Source organism: Aquabacterium sp. G14, from assembly GCF_037482285.1.
Classification (GTDB): domain Bacteria; phylum Pseudomonadota; class Gammaproteobacteria; order Burkholderiales; family Burkholderiaceae_C; genus Aquabacterium.
The window spans coordinates 103,437-121,430 of record NZ_JBBEYB010000009.1 but is presented as its reverse complement, the minus strand read 5'-3'; the positions used below and the strand labels follow the sequence as shown (position 1 = coordinate 121,430).

The window sequence follows — 17,994 nt, the reverse complement described above, 5'->3', positions numbered from 1 at the left end:
GAGCAATGTAGCCGACGGACGCCCATGCGACCAGCCACCAAGAAAGGGCCGGCCTGCAGTAAGCACGAAATGTCCGATTTTCTTTGAGAAGATGCCTTGCAAGGTACTCAGGGCATCACCGCGGACCCGATCTGGGATTGCAGCAAGGCGGCCAAGGCTCTGCGATCGGCATGCGTGGTGGCCTGCGGAGGCAAAACATGCACGTGCACCGTCAGTCCTTGCGCGGAAACCACCCACCACAGTGACTGGAACAAGCTGGTGTCGCCCACATAAGCAGCGAGGGGGCTGACCTGGTGAACGGGATCCGCGTAACGCAGCGCCACAGGCTGGACCGGAACGGACGCATCGATCGCAGCCTGCAAAAGATTCGGGTGGAAATGGAGCACGCCGTGACCGGTGCCCGTGGTTCCCTCCGGAAACACGGCCACAGTGTGCCCCTCGCGCAGCCCCTTGGCCATGAGTCCCAACACCCGCATGGCGTCCCGACGGCGTTCTCGTGTGAGGTACAAAGTCCCTGCCTGTGTGACCATGCGCCCCACGATCGGCCAGTCAGCCACCTCCGCCTTGGAAACAAAACGAGACGGCACCACCGCATTGATCGCGACGATGTCAAGCCAGGACACATGGTTGGCGACGACCAGTTTGGCCCCCGGACGCGCCTGGCCCTGGATCACCACACCAATCCCCAGGATGCGCAGCAGGTGACGCGACCAGCGTATGCACTCAGCATCACGACCAGACGCACTCAAGCGAGGCCAGACCAGCCACGAGCGCACGTACCCGTACAAAACGTGCAGAAGAACGCGACTGAGTCGCCAAGCCGCGCGTGGCGCTGCAGTCCAGCGCCCGCCGCGAACGGCCTGCGCCCCGCTGGCGGACTCAGAAGGCACCAGGCTCATGCCCCTGGACGATCCTGCGCATCGTGAGCCACCTGCCCTGCCACCAGGGTCAGGCGCACGCGACCGGCCAGCTCAAAACCGGTGGATTCGAAAGCAAACGGTGTGTGCTTGCCTTGGCTCACGAGGGCGGAAGGCTGCACCTGCCAACGCTCAGCGGGGTCAAAGAGAACGATGTCCGCCACGCCACCTTCGACCAAGCGGCCCGCGCTGTGGGTCAGGGAGCCCAGCGCGTCGCCCAGCACCTTGACCGGCCCTTGGGTGACCACCGACAGGGCTTGACGCAGCTTGTCGGCTGCCGGCTGATCTTGTTGGTCCGCCCCCGACCACTTCATGGCCAGGCTCAGCAGCAGTTCCACGCCGGTGGCACCCGGTGTGGCTTCGCCGAAAGGCAACAGCTTCTCGTCCTCGCTGACCGGGTTGTGGTCCGACACCAACGCGTCCAGCGTGCCGTCCAGCAACGCAGCACGCAAGGCATCGCGGTCGCGGCCCTGGCGCAGCGGCGGCGTCACGCGCATCGACGAGTTGAAATAGCCGATGTCCACATCGGTCAGCATCAGCGAATTGATGCTGACGTCGGCGGTGATGGGCAGGCCCTGGGCCTTGGCCTGGCGCACCAGCTCAACGCCAGCGGCACTGGAGATGCGGCAAAGGTGCACGCGCGCACCGGTCACTCGCGCCAGCTCAACGATGGTGTGAATGGCGATGGTCTCGGCGCTGACCGGCACGCCGGACAAGCCCAAACGGGTGGCGACGGCGCCACTGGCCGCCACGCCCTTGCCCAACCAGGGATCGAGCGGGCGCAGCCACACGGTGTAGCCAAAGGTGGAGGCGTACTGCATGGCACGCTGCAGCACCTGGGTGTCCTTGATGGGCGATTCGGCCTGCGAGTAGCCCACGCAGCCGGCTTCTTGCAGCTCGGCCATCTCGGTCAGGTTCTCGCCCTTGAGGCCACGGGTCAAGGCGCCCAGCGGGAACAGGCGGCAGCGGCTGAGCTTGCGCGCACGCAGCTTGAGCATCTCGACCAGACCTGGCTCGTCCAGGGCCGGGTCGGTATCGGGCAGGCAGACCACGCTGGTCACGCCCCCCGCAGCAGCGGCGGCCAGTTCGGACTCCAGCATGCCTTCGTGCTCGTGACCGGGTTCGCGCAGGCGCACAGCCAGGTCCACCAGGCCAGGCGCCACGATGAGGCCGGTGGCGTCGATGACGCGGTCGGGTTCGAAATCGGCGCTGACGTTGCCGAGTGCCGTGATGCGGCTGGCCGTGATGGCGAGGTCACCGACCTGGTCCAGGCCGGAAGCAGGGTCGACCAGTCGGCCGTTCTTGATCAGGATCTTCATGATGGGATCAGGCCTCGTTACCAGCCAGGATGGACATCACGGCCATGCGCACGGCGATGCCGAACGTGACCTGGGGCAGGATGACGCTTTGCTTGCCGTCGGCCACCGCGGAGTCGATTTCCACACCGCGGTTGATGGGGCCGGGGTGCATGACGATGGCGTCGGGCTTGGCCAGCGCCAGCTTGGACTCGGTCAGGCCGAACTCCTTGAAGAACTCGCCCGCGCTGGGCAGCATGCCGCCATTCATGCGCTCGTTTTGCAGGCGCAGCATGATGACCACGTCCGCATCCTTGATGCCTTCGGCCATGTCATGGCACACGCGCACGCCCATTTCGCGCAGGTCACCCGGCACCAGGGTGCGGGGGCCCACCACGCGCACCTCGGGCACACCCAGGGTGGTCAGCGCGTGGATGTTGGAGCGGGCCACGCGCGAGTGCACGATGTCGCCCACGATTGCCACGGTCAGGTTGGTGAAGTCCTTCTTGTAGTGCCGGATCGTGTACATGTCCAGCAGGGCCTGCGTCGGGTGCGCGTGGCGACCGTCACCGGCGTTGACCACGTGCACGTGCGGCGCCACGTGCTGGGCGATCAGGTAGGGGGCCCCCGACTCGGAGTGGCGCACCACGAACATGTCGGCGCTCATGGCCGACAGGTTGGCGATGGTGTCGAGCAGGCTTTCACCCTTGGACGCCGACGAGCGCGCGATGTCGAGGTTGATCACGTCAGCGCTCAGGCGTTTGGCCGCGATCTCGAAGGTGGTGCGGGTGCGGGTGCTGTTCTCGAAGAACAGATTGAACACGCTCTTGCCACGCAGCAAGGGCACCTTCTTGACCTCGCGGTCGTTGACGCTGAGGAACTGCTCCGCCGTGTCCAGGATCTGGTGGATGATGGCTTTGGGCAGTCCTTCGGTGGACAGCAGGTGGATCAGCTCCCCGTGGCTGTTGAGCTGCGGGTTGCGCTGGGGTTTCCGGATGGCGGTCATCAAACCCTCTCGAAATGGAATTGGAATCGGCCGTCGTCGGCGCGGACCAGTGCCACACGCTCTTCAGACGGCAGGGTGATACGGGCAGCCGACAGGGCCGGCTCGAAAGGCAGTTGGCGTCCGCCACGGTCGACCAGCACGGCCAATGTGACGCTGGCCGGACGGCCGAAATCGAACAGTTCGTTGAGCACCGCACGCGTGGTGCGCCCGGTGTAGATCACGTCGTCGATCAGCAGGATGTGGGCACCGTCCACCTCGAACGGCAGGTGCGTCGCGTCCTTGGACGAGACCATGCCGCGCGAGCCGAAGTCGTCACGGTGCAAGGCCGAGGAGATCACGCCGTGCGGGGTCTTCAGGCCCAGGTCGGCGTTCAGGCGCTCGGCCAGCCAGGCGCCGCCCGACCACACGCCCACCAGCACGGTCTCGGGGGTCACGATGCGGCGCACGCCTTGCAGCAGGTTGGCATACAGGGCCTCGGCGTCGAGGTGCAGGGTATGGGGCGAAGTGCTCACTCAGGCCTCTTTCCGGATGTCATCCCCAGGATGATCGTTGAAGTACTGTTGCAGCAAGATGGCAGCCGAGGCAGCGTCCAGATCCTGGGCGCCAAAGCCCTGGGCTTCGGTCGTGGAATAGCGCTCGTCCACCTCGTGCACCGGCAGGTGAAACCGCCCGCGCAATTGGCCGCCGAACTTGCGGGCACGCTGGGTGTTTTCGTGTTCGGCCCCGTCGGGGTGAAACGGCACGCCGATGACCAGCGCATCGGGGCGCCATTCGTCGATCAGCTTGCCGATCTGAGCAAAGCGCTCTGCCCCCTCGGCCGCGATCGTGCGCAGCGGCTGGGCCTGGCGCGTCAGGCTGTTGCCCGTGGCCACGCCGACCCGCTTGAGGCCATAGTCAAAGGCGAGGAAATGCCGGATCGCCGAGATGGGCTGGACGCTCATGCGTGACCAGCCTCACCCATCAGGAAGCTGCGATCGATGCCCAGCAGGGACAGGGCCTTGTCGTAGCGCTGCTCCACCGGGGTGTCGAAAATGATCTGCGGGTCGGCGTCGACGTTCAGCCAGCCATTGCGCGAGATTTCCTCTTCGAGCTGACCGGCGGTCCAGCCGGAATAGCCCAGCGTGATGAACACCTTGCGCGGACCGGCGCCGTTCGACAGGGCTTCCAGCACATCGCGCGAGGTCGTCATCTCCAAGCCGCCCTCGATCTTCAAGGTGGAGTTGTAGTGCCCGCCCTCGTCGTCCAGGCGCTCGTGCAGCACAAAACCACGCTCGGTCTGCACCGGCCCGCCCAGGTACACCGGGCGCTCGGCCAGGTCGCTGCGCTCCAGCGGCAAGTCCACCTTCTCGAAAAGGTGCTTCAAATTGATGTCAATCGGTCGATTGATGACCAGTCCCAGTGCCCCCTTGTCGTTGTGCTCGCACATGTAGACCACAGTGCCGGCAAAATTGCCGTCCACCATGCCGGGCATGGCGATGAGAAACTGATTGGTCAGGTTGATGGGGGAAGATGCGCTTAGGGACATGCGCCGATTTTAGACGCCCACGCTGATCCGTACCGACTATCTGTGAATTAGACGACCATGAGCGAATCGAATGCCTCGGCCTTGGTGTGGTTCCGCCGCGACCTGCGCTGCACGGACCACGCGGCCCTGTTTCACGCCCTGAAACACGCCCGTCGGGTTTGGTGCGCCTTTGTCTTTGACAGCGACATCCTCGAACCCCTGCCCCGCCAGGATCGCCGTGTCGCCTTCATCCGCGACAGTCTGGTCGAACTGGACCAAGGCCTGCGCGAGCTGGCACTGAACGTCGGCGTGCCCCACCCCGAGCGGGTGGGCCTGATCGTGCGCTATGGCTCGGCCCGCTCGGTGATCCCGCAACTTGCGGGCGAGCTGGGCGTGCAGTCGGTGTACGCCAGCCACGACGACGAGCCGGACGCGCAAGACCGCGACGCCCAGGTGCGCGGCCGTTTGAGCAACCTGGGCGTGGCGCTCTACACCGTCAAAGACCACGTGATCTTCGAGCGCAACGAGGTGCTCACCGGCAACGACACCCCCTACGGCGTCTTCACTCCCTACAAGAACGCCTGGCTCAAGAAGCTGGAGCCTTTCTACGTCAAGCCCTATCCCATCATGCCCTACGCCGCGCACCTCGCGCCGGTGCCCCCTGCGGTGGACGGCATGGGCGCCGACCACATCCCCACGCTGGCCGACATCGGCTTCGAAGAGGTCGGGCCGCTGAAGGTGGCCCCGGGCATGTCCGGGGCGCAGGCCCTGCTGGACGACTTCCTTCACCGCATCGACCGCTACGACAGCACGCGGGACTTTCCAGGCCTCAAGGGCCCGAGCTACCTGTCCACCCACCTGCGCTTTGGCACCGTCTCGATCCGCCACCTGGTCGATCTGGCGTGGCAGCGTGCCCAAGCGGGCTCCGCCGGGGCACAGGTTTGGCTGTCGGAGCTGATCTGGCGCGACTTTTATCGCCAGATTCTGTTTCACCACCCCCACGTGGTGGGCAACGCCTACAGGCGCGAGTACGACCGCATCAAGTGGGCCCACGGCGCCAAGGCCAACGCCCACTTTCAGGCTTGGTGCGAGGGTCGCACCGGCTACCCACTGGTAGATGCGGCCATGCGCCAACTCAACCAGACCGGCTACATGCACAACCGCCTGCGCATGGTGACCGCCAGTTTTCTGATCAAAGACCTGGGGATCGACTGGCGCCGCGGCGAAGCCTACTTCGCCGAAAAGCTGCTGGACTTTGACCTCGCCGCCAACAACGGCGGCTGGCAATGGGCGGCATCGACGGGTTGTGACGCCCAGCCCTGGTTCCGCATCTTCAACCCCATCACCCAGAGCGAAAAGTTCGACCCCCAGGGCAAGTTCATCCGCCGCTATGTGCCCGAACTGGCCGCCCTGCCCGACAAGGCCCTGCACGCCCCCTGGCTGACCCGCCCAGCCGATCTGGCCAGCGCTGACGACGTTGTATTGGGCCGCGACTACCCGCAGCCGATCGTGCAGCACGATGAGGCCCGCACCGAAACCTTGGCGCGTTATGGAGTGGTGAGTGAGAACAAGATCAAGGACGGCGCAGCACCCCGGACACGCAGCCCGAAGCGTGCGGGCTGATACCAGCCATCAGAACAACTCGACATCGCCCACGTGGGCGGCCTCGGTTTTGAGCACGCCATCGCGCACCAGAGCCTCGTAACACAAGACCTGATTACGTCCTTGGTGCTTGGCTTGGTACACCCCCTGATCGGCCCGCGAGAACGCCACACTGGGCGTGTCGTTGTGCATCACCTCGGTGAAACCGAGACTGATGGTGACCTTGTTGACCTGCGGAAAGACATAGGTTTCCACATTGCGACGGAAACGCTCAAACGCCTGCATCGCATCTTCTTCCGTGCCACCGCGCAGCAACACCACAAACTCTTCGCCACCAAAGCGGTAGAGGCGATCGTAGTGTCGGAACGATTGGCGCATGATGCGCGCTACCAACACCAGCACCTCGTCACCAATCAAGTGACCAAACCGGTCATTGACCAGCTTGAAAAGGTCGATGTCCACCACACCCAGCCAATAGCCGGTGGCAGGCGAGGTCCGCCGCTCGATGGAAAGGCCCGGATCGTGCTGTGTCGGCATCGACGCCTTGAGGAAGGTGGCATCGAACGTCTGCCGGTTCAGCAATCCTGTGAGCGAATCACGCTGACTCGACTCCAACAGGTTCTGGAAGTTGGCAAACACCCTCAGCAAGGTCTGGATAGGCTTGAGGGCCTCCATGGCCAAAGGCTTGTCCGACATCACCTCCAGCACACCGGGCAGCCCCAATTCCACCATCAGGGGCAGGACCGTGACAAAACGCTGTGTCGGGTCAATGAGGCTGGCCGTAGGCAACTCCGCTTGCTCCAGCAAACGGGAGTCCAGCACCAACTGTCGCAAGGGGTAAGCTGTGACGGATGGCAATGAATCCAGATCCACCCACGGCGGATCACTGACCGTCAATTCACCGCGTCGTGCTAAGCCGCAGCACAGCCAACGCTGAGAGTCCTCGTCTGGCCCCACCAGACGGTAAACCCCCACGCTGGCTGCTGGCAACAGTTCCAACACCCCTTGTGCCAGGGACACATCCAGCATTTCCCGATCTCGCTGGGCCGTGAGCGCAGCGAGGTGGGAGATGTGGTCATCTACCTGGGCGGGGGCTTCGATGTGAGATTCCATGCGGTGGGGACAATGTGACAGCGTGCTCAGGCCAATTCCGGATGTGCCGCATAGCGACCCACCAGTTCCAGCAACTCTTCTTCACCATACGGCTTGCCGAGGTAGTGGTTCACCCCCAACTCTTGCGCATAGTCGCGGTGCTTCTGCGCAATGCGTGAAGTGATCATGATGACAGGCATGTCTGCCATCTTCTCATCAGCACGGATATTGCGCACCAGGTCAAAGCCATCCATGCGCGGCATTTCAATGTCAGACAAGACCACTGCCGGCCGCTCCTGCGCCAGTGCTTCCAAGGCTTCCAGACCATCCTTGGCCAAGGTGACACGGTAGCCTTCGCGCGCCAACAGACGCTGGGTCACACGACGCACAGTGAGCGAATCGTCGACCACCAGCACCAGAGGTGCCAGTGCCTCATCAGGCACCTCTTCCACGACATCAGCCGGTGCGCCGGACTGCAGCCAGCCGTCATGGGCTGCGCTGTCTGCCGCCATCGCGTGCGAGGTCAAGGCCTGAGCATGGTTGCCGTACACAGTCGCCAGCGCCACAGGGTTGTAGATCAGCGACACCGCACCTGAAGCCAGCAAGGTCATGCCAGCCAAACCCGGCATGCGCGACATCTGGACACCCAGGTTCTTGACCACCACTTCCTGGTTGCCCAGCACTTCATCCACGTGCAGTGCAACACGCTGCTGCGCCGAGCGGATGATCACCAAAGGCAGGGTTCGCCCACCTTCATGACTGCGCGGGCTGAAGTCGAGCAAGGCACCCAGCCAGTAAAAAGGCAAGGCGTGCTCACCATAGACATAGCTGCCTTGCTGGTAAGCGTGCTCAACCTCTTCCGGTTTGGCGCGGCGCACGATCTCGATCAAGTGGGTCGGCACGGCCACCGTGTGCGCGCCACAACGCAGCATCACCACTTGCGTCACCGCCGTCGTCAAAGGCACGATCAGCGTGAAGCTGGTGCCTCGTCCTGCGCTGGTCGCTGTTTCGATGCGCCCACCCATGGCGTTGATCTCGGAACGGACCACGTCCATGCCGATGCCACGCCCGGCCAGTTCGGTGACTTTGTCGAAAGTCGAGAAGCCGGGCATGAAGATGAACTGCGCCAACTCGGCATCGCTGACAGCCTGCCCCTCTTGCAACAAACCCATCGACACGGCGCGCTGGCGGATGCCTGCGAGGTTCAGGCCCGCACCGTCGTCACGGAACTCGATGGCGACTTCGTTGCCCTCCTGGCGCAAGGCCACCGTCACAAGGCCCGAAGGCTCCTTGCCGGCAGCAACCCGCACGTCCGGCATCTCGATGCCGTGAGAGATGCAATTGCGCAGCAGGTGCTCGAAAGCGCCGGTCAGGCGCTCAAGCACCCCGCGGTCCACTTCGGTGGCGCCGCCCACGATGTCAAGGCGCACCTGCTTGCCTGTTTCCTTGGCGGCCTGACGCACGACACGATAGAGGCGGTCGGACAAACCTTCGAACTCCACCATGCGGGTACGCAGCAGATCGTCCTGCAAGTCTCGCGTCAAACGAGCCTGAACAGCCAACTGGTCTTCAGCGGTTTCCAAGCTGCGCTGCAAAGTCCGCTGCACCGTGGCCACGTCGTTCACCGACTCAGCCATCATGCGGGTCAACTCCTGGAAACGGGTGTAGCGATCGAACTCCAGCGGATCAAATTCCTGGCTGGCGGCACGTGCAGCTTCCATGCGGGTCGACATCTGCGTGTCGGCCTGCAATTCGATGTCACGCAACTGCTGTCGCAGACGCTCCAGGTTGTCAGTCAGGTCGTTGAGCGAGTTGCGGATCTGCCCCACTTGCGACGACAGTCGTGTGCGCGTGATGGACACCTCACCCGCATGGTTCACCAGACGGTCCAGCAACTGAGGGCGCACCCGCACCGCCGCCTGCGAAGCACCTTGCTGCGCTTCGCGCACGACGCGCTGCGATCCCTGCCAGGCCTTGCCCTGCAAAGCGGCCCAATCGACGGGCGTGAGTTGCAACTCGGCTGCCTCGCGCCCCACCCCGCGCTTGGGTGACTCGGCGCCCACAGACGAGGTCTGCACCCCTTCGTCCGCCATGGCATCAGGGACACTCTCCAAGGCAGGCGAGGGCCACGCGTCCTGCATGGCATCGTTGCTCACCTCGACAGCGCCGTCCAAGACCGGATCGGCTTGCTGCTCGGCTTCTGCGGCCTGCTCGGCATGCGCCACCTGAGCCTCGTAGCTCTGTGCGTCTTGCTGACGGAGCGCCTCGAACACTTCCAGCAAACGGTCGACGCGCGCTTCCAACGGCGCCACGTCATCGTGCGTCACGGTCTCAGCAGCCACCAGATGCTCGATGGCGCTTTCCAGGCGGTGAGCCAGCTCACCCAATCGCATGGCCCCCGCCAGACGTGCACCGCCCTTGAAGGTGTGCAGCGTGCGCATGCAAGCCGTGCCAGCTGCCGGGTTGTCCGGCGTCGCAAGCCAGTCGCGCACCTGCGCACCCAACTGCGGCAACAACTCCAGCGCCTCCTCCTCGAAGATCGGGAACAGGTCCACGTCCACACTGTCGACGGCGTCGATGGCTTCGCCGTCGTCCCAGACAACGGCAGGCGCGCGAACACCACCTGGCGCAGAGACAGCCTGTGCCGGGAGCTCGTCGAAAGCCTTGAACTCGGCGACACCCAAGGGCGCCACATCCTGCACCACCGTCAAATCGATGTCGGCCTCCACACCAGAGACCGCGATTTCGGGGGCGGCATCCAGTACGAGGTCTGGCGCCGACTCGTGCCCATCTTCGCTGAGCAGGGGCAAGTCACCCAACTCGGATTCGGCGGGTTCCTGATCGGCAACCAGGCTGCGCGCTTCGAAGCGACGTGAAGCTTCATGCTCATAGTCTTCGAGACGGGCCATGAGTTCGCTGTCTGGCGACTTGAGGAAGCCGGCAGCGAACTGATGCAAAAGACCTCGAATTTCGTCGGCGGCCTCATTGAACAGGAAAGCCGCGTCGACTTCACCCACGCCGAGGGCCTGCGAGCGCATGAGCGCGTGTTCCAGCAGGCGCGCCAACTTCGACAGCTCGGTGTAGCCCACCGTGCCAGAGTTGCCCGCCAACGAGTGCGCCAAGGCAATGACCTCGTCGCTCACGGGATGCTGGATCTCGATCGCCCACTCGTTCAGCGCGGTGCTCAGACGACGCGACTGCTCGTCAGCCTCGTTGAGATAGATGTTGAACAGTGGGATGCCGATGCGGAGATCGCCCACCATCTTGTACTGTTCGTCGCCAGTCTCTGTGACCGGTGTGGGTTCAGGCGACGCGGCGACTTCCAGTACCTCCGTTGCCGCATCCTCGATCACGGACTGATCGGCCAACTCGGGGAAGTCAACCGACTCGCCCACAACCTCAAGCGGGAGATCCAGCAAGGCATCGGCGTCAGAGCTTTCCAGCGCGACAGGCTCATCGTCAGTGAACTCTGCCGACAACACCGGCAGTGCGAGCCTGTCGGGCTCAACCACCGCCTGGTCGTCTACCACGAGGTCTGGCAGAGACACCGCCTCCACCTGGGTCTCGTCGGAGGCCGACAAAGCGAGTTCCTCAGATGCGTCGGCCAGATCGCTGGCCGGCGTTTCGTACAGGTCACCGGAGACCGTGGGATCGTCGTCCTCCAACTGCACGACATGCTTGGGCTCGAGGATGTGCACGCTCAGCGGCTGTTCCTCGTCAACCGAGACGTCCAGCGACGTGCTGTCGGCGGCGGCCACGGTCTCATCCAACACCAGAGGAGGTTCGGCGTCGGGCGCAGACAGATCCAACTCGATGCCGAAATCGGCAATGTTGACCACAGGCAAGGCAGCGTCGGGCGCACTGGCGGCATCCGAGTCATCCGGAGCGACCTCGTCACGCACCTCGACCTCGTCACCTTGTGTTGTCAGGTCCAGGACTGCCGCCGTCTCGGCCACACCCAGGTCATCGGCCGACAGATCGAGCTCGAAGGAATCGATGGCCTCGACTGCTGGCGGCGACACCTCGGCCACCACCACATCCGGCAGAACCACCTCGTCGGACTGCACTGGCAGATCCAAGGCCAAGGCAGGCTCCTGCTCTGGTGTCGCCGCAGGCGTGCGCGCCTCATCCAAGCTGAGGCGCTGACCGTGCAGGCGCAGCGCTTCGGCCACCGCAGTCACAGGCTCATGACGCCAGTCAGACGCCTGCCCCTCAGCGATCGCGTCGGTCCACGCAGAGAAGTGCGTCAGAACCTCGTTGCTGACACCCAGGAGATCCGGGCTGGCGGGCTCCTGCGTGGCCAGCCAAGCGTTGTACAACTGCTCACATGCCCAAGCGGCCTCACCATACTGGGTCAAACCCACCATGCGTGAACTGCCCTTGAGCGTGTGGAAAGCACGGCGAACCGAAGTCAGGGATTCGAGATCGCCAGGCTGTTGCGCCAGATGCGCCAAGCTGGCCTGTGCTGTCTCGATCACCTCGCGAGCTTCCTCCAGGAAGATCTCGCGCATTTCGTCGTCTTCCTCCAGGCCGGTCTCAGCGGGTGCCGCAGCCACGGTCGGTGCGAGGAGCGGCGCGGGCGCCACTGGTTTCTCTTCGGGCTCGGGCTCCTCGGCGCGGGTCAGATCCGACAAAACGTGGGCGAGTTGCTCACGTGCTGCCGCCACCGATGCCTCGTCGTCCGAGGTCTGTGCCGTCGCCAAGGCGGCCTGAGCCGCCGCGAGGTTGTCCGCGAGCTCGCGCTGCTCCTGCACGTGACGCGTCTCGGCCAAGCGGTTGAGCTGATCGGAGACTTCGCTCAGCGGCACATCGCTGCGCTCCAGGCTCTGAACGACCTCATCGGCCACAGCCAAAGCCTCTTCCTGCTGAACCTGTTGCACATGCTGCGCCACGGCCTCAACCGGATCGTCGGTCTGGGGCAGAGACTTCTTCTCACGTCCCATCAAGGGCGAAAGCACCCCCGTCTCCGAGTCGAACTTGAAGAGCGACTTCGCCAACTGGGGTTGAACACCCATCATGTCGATCAGGAAACCCAAGGCCCCCAAGTTGGTGGCGAGGCGATCAAAGACGCCACGCTGTGCGGCGTCGTCCAGATCGGTGCTTTCCAGCAAGAGGTGATCGACATCATCGCGCATGCGCACGCTGGCCTGTGCGGCGAGATCCAGACCCAACACGGCCAGCACACCCCGCATGGACTGCAAGATGGTGGGCACGCTCGCCAACGGTGTGCGATCCTGCGGGTCGCGGAAGAACTGGTCGATGTGCTTTTCTGCATCGGTCAGCGTGGTGCGCAACTCCTGCACCACAGAGCCGATGGTGTGACGGTCGGAGACACGACGGTACAGGTCCTCCATCCAGACTTCCAGAGGCTGGGCAGGCTGCCCTTGTCCCACGGCCTGGATCCGCTCGGCCAATCGCTGCAACCGTGGCTGCTGCTCAGGCTGGTCAAACTCGCCATCTTCGAGGCTGGCCTCCATGTACAAGAGGCTGGTGGCCACTTCCATCGCCAAGCTCGGCTCGGGTGCAGACGCCTTGGCCACAGTTTGCTGCGCGGCGTCGGCCAGTGCCGAAGCCAACACATCTCCTTGCGTGAAGAGACGACGCAAGGAGTCACACACCAGTGCAAATTGCTCGTTGAGGCCGCCCAAACGCAGCAACTCACCACCCGCGACGGCAGACCAACCGTCCTTGGCTCCGGCCACCCGCTTCAAGGCCTGCGTGACCCAGGCTGGATCAAAGCGTCCAAGGCTGGATGCAGACAGGTTGACCGGCTGATGTCTGGCCAAGCCAAACGTCCGACGCACACGCGCCAGCACCGAGCGTTCGGTGGCCGGCACGTCACCTGCCTGCGCACAAAAGAACAGCAACTCGCTGGCCAAACGATCGGACGGCACGTCCTGCCCTTTGGTCAGCACGCGCAATTGACTCAACAAGGAAGACAGCACACGCTTGGCATGCACGCTCAGCGGCACATACTTGCCCGCCAGCGCCTCCAGGAAGCCACTGGCCAGCATCCAAGTCGCCGACTCACGCGACGCGTGACGCTGCGAGGCATCGCTGGCAAGCGACGCGCACAGATCCGCCAACGCCACCGCGTCATCGGGCTGATTGCGACGCATCAGCTTGAGAATGCCCATCTCGAAATCTTCCACCGTGGCCGCATCGGGCGCACGGGGCGTCACACCCTCTGGCGGGGCCAGGGGCGCTTCAAGCGACAAAGTGGGCCAATCCTGATTCCACAGATCCGTCGGACGTGCCATGCCACCACCCGCACGTGCCACCAGGGCCTCGTACTGCGGAAACATCGCCATGGCCGACACAGACTTACCCGCCAGTCGGCGCGCGATGTAGTCGAGCAGTGCGAACGAGGCGCGCTCAATCTCGCGCACCACGTCTTCGTCGATCAACTGCGGGCGACTGACCAACTTCTGCACCACCGCCTCACTGGCCCGCAGCACGGTCGCACCGGCAGGCAAACCCGCGAGCTCCAGCGCACCCACACCTTGGTGGATCTGTTGCCGGGCGGTACGCAGGACGGCCGGGTCCAGCGCGTCCATGTCGGACACGCCCACGGCCGTGGCGTCTTTCAGGCACCGATGCAAGGCCTTGTGCGCGAGGTCCAGCGACTTGCGCAACTCCTCATGCACCCAAGCCAGGGCGCTGAGGTCATCCGAAGGCAGGGAGGCGTCTTGTTGCAGGCTGTCCATGAATCATCCAGCTCAGGAGGCAATCTTGAATCGAGACACGGATTGCTGAAGTTCGTTGGCGGTCCGAGACAACTCGCGCACCAGTTGTGTGGTGGAGCGGGTACCCTCGCCGGTCTGCTCGGTCACCGCGAAAATGTGCTGGATGTTGGCAACCACCACGTTCGCGGATTCGGCTTCTTTCAAGGCCTGCTCGGAGATCTGTTCAATCAGTTCTGCCAAACGACGTGACACGCGGTCGATGTCACCCAGTGCAGAACCGGCGGCGTCGGAGAGTCGAGCACCTTCCACCACCCCCTGCGTGGAGCGTTCCATAGCGGCCACGGCATCCTGGGTGTCGGTCTGAATGGTGCGCACCAGCGCGGCAATTTCACGGGTCGCGTCAGCGGAGCGTTCAGCCAGACGTTGCACTTCCTCGGCCACCACAGAGAAGCCGCGACCGGCTTCACCAGCAGACGCAGCCTGGATGGCCGCGTTCAAAGCCAGCACGTTGGTTTGTTCGGTAATGTCCGAAATCAGCTCGGTGATTTCACCGATTTCCTGTGACGATTCGCCCAGTCGCTTGATGCGCTTGGAGGTGTCCTGGATCTGTTCGCGGATGGTGTTCATACCGCCGATGGCGTTCTGTACGGCCTGCAGACCAGAGTCAGCGGCAGACAGCGATTGGCGGGCCACTTCAGCAGACTGCTGAGCTTGTGCAGACACTTCGTTGATTCGACCTGCCATGTGCAGCACCGACTCACCGGTTTCGCGAATTTCTCGCAGCTGCTCGTCGGAGGCAGCCAGCAGTTCGGTCGAGGTGGCTTCCACCTGACCAGTGGTTTCGGTCACCCGTTGCACCGTGCCTTGCACCTGGGCCACCAGGGTACGCAGCTCTTCCACCGTGAAGTTCACCGAGTCGGCAATGGCGCCGGTGATGTCCTCGGTCACGGTTGCTTGCTGCGTCAAGTCCCCTTCAGCAACAAGTTGCAGTTCGTTCATCAGTCGCAGAATGGCCGCCTGGTTGGCGTCGTTCACGCGCTTGGCCTCACGCTCCTGACGCTCAGCTTCCTGGCGCTGATACTCAGCAATCTGAGCGCGGTGACGGTTGTCGGTCACGAACACGCGCAGCAGACCATAGGCCGAAGCGGCGGACAACAGCAGGAAAGCCAGAATCAGGACGATGTTGAAACCGCCAATACCAGCGCCTTGCGACAAGCGCTGCTGAACCTGCTCCAAGCCTTTGCGCAGCGGTTCACTGTCATCAATGATGTGGACCTGAGCATCGCGAGCGGCCACCAGACCTTGCAGCGAGCCGAGGATGTAAGACGCTTGGGTGCGAGTGCCTTCGAAGATCTTCAGCAAGGCTTCCAGTTGTTCACGCACTTCAGGGTTTTTGGCCGGCGACAGCTTCAGTTCAGCATTGCCCTTGAGCAGACCTTCTGCGAGCTCCTGGAAAGCGTTCAAGTCCTTACCCAGCAGGAACACAGCCTCGGTCGACACGCCTTCCACCGTCAGGAATTCGTTGGCGGACTTACCGATCCGCTGCGTCAGCATGACCAACTGGCTCAGCGCCGAGGCTTCACCCGCCGTCAGCGTACCGGACTCAATGCGAGTGAGCGTGATGCTTTCGGCCAAGTCCAACAACTCGGAAGACTGGGTGTTCACCTCGCGCAGAGCCTGGCTCACCTGAATCAGGGTTTGCTTCTGACCCAACACGAACTTGGCGTTCTTCTCGGCGCGATCCACCAGCGGCAGCAACGGTGCCAGGGTTTCCTGAACGCTGCCAGGTACGGCCTTCAGATCCAGTTCATCATCGCCGGCAGCCAAACCGCGCACGTTGCTGGCCAGCACCTTGGAGCTCTCGCTCACTTCGTCGAACGCCTGCGCGCGACCGATCAAGGCCTGCGACACCGATTTCGCCAAACGCTGCGATTGCATCAGCGCCTGACCGGTGGCGGCAGACTGTCCTGCGCGACGGTCAGCCGAGTTCACCGAGAGGAAAGCACTGAGCACCAGACCCAGCACGCCAACGGCCAAGCCAATACCCAGAACACGTTGTTGCCGATCAAGCTTGAGGTGCCCGACCAGGGGCAAGCCAGAACGCGGCTCCATCAGACTGGCTTCCGAAATGTCATCGCTGGGGCGCTGATAGTCGGCCGGGAACTCGGACGGTGCCGACTCGGAAATGATGGCCTCGTTGCTGCCTGGCTGGATTGTCGACGCGCCTGCTTCGGTGTCCACCACCTGAGCACCCGACGCCGAGACCATGCCTTCCGTGCTCAAGGCTTCCGAGGGGATTTCGTCGTCGCCCTTGGTTTTGCCCATTTCCTTGATACGACTGAGGAAACTCATGTTCTTGTGCTCCAAACGGTCAGATGTATACAGCGCTCGACGGGTGACACCGTCAGACATCGATCTTCAAAAATGCCTCGTCGGCCGACAGGGCGGCCAAATCCAGCTCGTACCAGACTCGCCCCTGATCATCGGTCATGGCCTGTCCGATGAAGTGAGGTTTGCCTTCGGACGCCTCCCTGGCGGCCGGCTTCAACATGCTGGCGTTACGCAAACCCAGCAAGCGGTCAATCAGCAACGCCACATTGAGTTGCAGGGCGGTGTTGAGGGCCACCAAACGTCCTGCATCACGCACCCCGACGTCAGTCAGGTTGCGCCCGGCACGATCGGAAAGCCCCAAAAAGATGGCCGTGTCGACCACGCCGTGCAGTTGACCGCGCAGATTGGCAACGCCCAGGAACCAGGGCTGACTGTGCGGCACATGCTGCGCAGGCGACAGCGGGAAAATCTCGCCAGCCTGCTCCAGCGGCATCAGAAAACCGTGGCCGGCAATCTCAACCGCCAGCCAGTTTCGGGCTGGCGCATGCTCCCGCACGGTCTGCAAACGCTCCGCCAGACGCTGTTGCAGAGCCCGGAGTGCTTCTTTGTTGGCCATCTGTGCGCCCCCGATCTCAGCCGAATGCCTTGATCTTGCGGAGCAACTCTTCCGGATTCACCGGCTTGACGACGTAATCGCTGGCCCCCTGGCGCATACCCCAGACCCGGTCGGTTTCCTGGTTCTTGCTGGTGCACATGATCACCGGCACGTTGGCAAACTGCGGATCACGGGTGATCGCACGGGTGAGCTGAAAGCCGTTCTGGCCAGGCATGACCACATCCATCAGGATCAAGTCGGGCTTCTCTTCCTGCAGGCGGCGCATGGCCTCCTCGCCGTTTTCGGCTGTGCGCACGGCATAACCGTTCTTGGTCAGAAGTTCCGACAGCACATGCAGTTCGGTCTTGGAATCATCAACAAGCAGTATTTTTTGAATCGGCATATCCAACCTTCTTCATGCGGGAGCGCCAACTTGGTGCAGACACTCTCGCGTGATCAACATTCATCCCTGGCAGTGATCGGTGAGCAAACCGTCTCAGGCCTTCAGCCGCCGTACTGGGCAACCGCTTGCAAGAGTTGGTCCTTGGTAAAAGGTTTGGTCAGGTAATCCTGTGAACCCACCATGCGGCCACGCGCCTTGTCGAAGAGACCATCCTTGGAGGACAGCATGATGACGGGCGTGTTGGTGAATTTCGGGTTGCGCTTGATGATGGCGCAAGTCTGGTAGCCATCAAGGCGCGGCATCAGGATGTCACAAAAAATAACATCTGGTGCATGGTCATTGACTTTGGACAAAGCATCAAAACCATCTTCGGCCAAGACCACCTCATATCCCCCTTGCTTGAGGAAGATCTCGGCGCTGCGCCGAATGGTGTTGCTGTCATCAATGACGAGAATCTTCTTGGGTCCCCGAATTTCGGGGCTGTCAACTTCAGGCACGAAAGCGTTCCTCCAAACTGTGTCCCAGACCGGGCTTCTCCCGAACCATTACAGCACGCTCAAACA

At 63.1% G+C, this 17,994-nt stretch carries 13 protein-coding genes; 1 reads left to right on the top strand and 12 read right to left on the bottom strand.

Annotated features, from left to right (window positions below):
• Positions 1 to 107 precede the first annotated feature (107 nt).
• The 6 genes from WIT60_RS11450 to WIT60_RS11425 are packed head-to-tail and all read right to left on the bottom strand — an operon-like array spanning position 108 to position 4,743.
• A complete protein-coding gene (locus WIT60_RS11450; protein WP_339584047.1) occupies positions 108 to 899 on the bottom strand; it encodes a lysophospholipid acyltransferase family protein in 792 nt (263 codons plus the stop codon).
• A complete protein-coding gene (locus WIT60_RS11445) occupies positions 896 to 2,236 on the bottom strand; it encodes a dihydroorotase (RefSeq protein WP_339584046.1) in 1,341 nt (446 codons plus the stop codon). Before WIT60_RS11445 ends, WIT60_RS11450 begins: the two co-directional genes overlap by 4 nt.
• A gap of 7 nt (positions 2,237 to 2,243) precedes the next feature.
• Positions 2,244 to 3,218, bottom strand: coding sequence for an aspartate carbamoyltransferase catalytic subunit (locus tag WIT60_RS11440; protein ID WP_320362698.1), 975 nt, complete (start codon positions 3,216 to 3,218; stop codon positions 2,244 to 2,246).
• Positions 3,218 to 3,730, bottom strand: a complete 513-nt coding sequence (pyrR, locus tag WIT60_RS11435; protein ID WP_320362699.1) for a bifunctional pyr operon transcriptional regulator/uracil phosphoribosyltransferase PyrR — start codon at positions 3,728 to 3,730, stop codon at positions 3,218 to 3,220. The genes WIT60_RS11440 and pyrR overlap by 1 nt, the downstream gene beginning before the upstream one ends.
• Positions 3,731 to 4,159 carry a Holliday junction resolvase RuvX gene (gene ruvX, locus WIT60_RS11430; RefSeq protein WP_339584045.1) on the bottom strand — a complete coding sequence of 143 codons (429 nt, stop codon included), beginning with the start codon at positions 4,157 to 4,159 and terminating at the stop codon, positions 3,731 to 3,733. It abuts the gene before it with no gap.
• Positions 4,156 to 4,743 carry a YqgE/AlgH family protein gene (locus tag WIT60_RS11425; RefSeq protein WP_339584044.1) on the bottom strand — a complete coding sequence of 196 codons (588 nt, stop codon included), beginning with the start codon at positions 4,741 to 4,743 and terminating at the stop codon, positions 4,156 to 4,158. Before WIT60_RS11425 ends, ruvX begins: the two co-directional genes overlap by 4 nt.
• A gap of 57 nt (positions 4,744 to 4,800) precedes the next feature.
• Here WIT60_RS11425 and WIT60_RS11420 point away from each other — a divergent pair, with 57 nt between their 5' ends.
• The gene (locus tag WIT60_RS11420; RefSeq protein WP_339584043.1) at positions 4,801 to 6,345 is read left to right on the top strand and encodes a cryptochrome/photolyase family protein; all 1,545 of its coding nucleotides are present in this window, start codon (positions 4,801 to 4,803) and stop codon (positions 6,343 to 6,345) included.
• 9 nt (positions 6,346 to 6,354) lie between these two features.
• Here the strand turns inward: WIT60_RS11420 and WIT60_RS11415 are convergent, their stop codons facing one another.
• From WIT60_RS11415 to WIT60_RS11390, 6 genes are all read right to left on the bottom strand, one after another.
• A complete protein-coding gene (locus WIT60_RS11415) occupies positions 6,355 to 7,437 on the bottom strand; it encodes a GGDEF domain-containing protein (RefSeq protein ID WP_339584042.1) in 1,083 nt (360 codons plus the stop codon).
• Between the two features lie 26 nt (positions 7,438 to 7,463).
• Positions 7,464 to 14,123, bottom strand: a complete 6,660-nt coding sequence (locus WIT60_RS11410; protein ID WP_339584041.1) for a hybrid sensor histidine kinase/response regulator — start codon at positions 14,121 to 14,123, stop codon at positions 7,464 to 7,466.
• A 12-nt stretch (positions 14,124 to 14,135) separates the two neighbouring features.
• The gene (locus WIT60_RS11405; protein WP_339584040.1) at positions 14,136 to 16,454 is read right to left on the bottom strand and encodes a methyl-accepting chemotaxis protein; all 2,319 of its coding nucleotides are present in this window, start codon (positions 16,452 to 16,454) and stop codon (positions 14,136 to 14,138) included.
• Positions 16,455 to 16,506: 52 nt separating this feature from the next.
• Complete coding sequence (locus WIT60_RS11400; protein ID WP_339584039.1) at positions 16,507 to 17,049, bottom strand: chemotaxis protein CheW; 543 nt, start codon at positions 17,047 to 17,049, stop codon at positions 16,507 to 16,509.
• 16 nt (positions 17,050 to 17,065) lie between these two features.
• The gene (locus WIT60_RS11395; RefSeq protein WP_339584038.1) at positions 17,066 to 17,431 is read right to left on the bottom strand and encodes a response regulator; all 366 of its coding nucleotides are present in this window, start codon (positions 17,429 to 17,431) and stop codon (positions 17,066 to 17,068) included.
• 101 nt (positions 17,432 to 17,532) lie between these two features.
• Positions 17,533 to 17,928 carry a response regulator gene (locus WIT60_RS11390; RefSeq protein ID WP_339584037.1) on the bottom strand — a complete coding sequence of 132 codons (396 nt, stop codon included), beginning with the start codon at positions 17,926 to 17,928 and terminating at the stop codon, positions 17,533 to 17,535.
• Between the last annotated feature and the right edge of the window lie 66 nt (positions 17,929 to 17,994).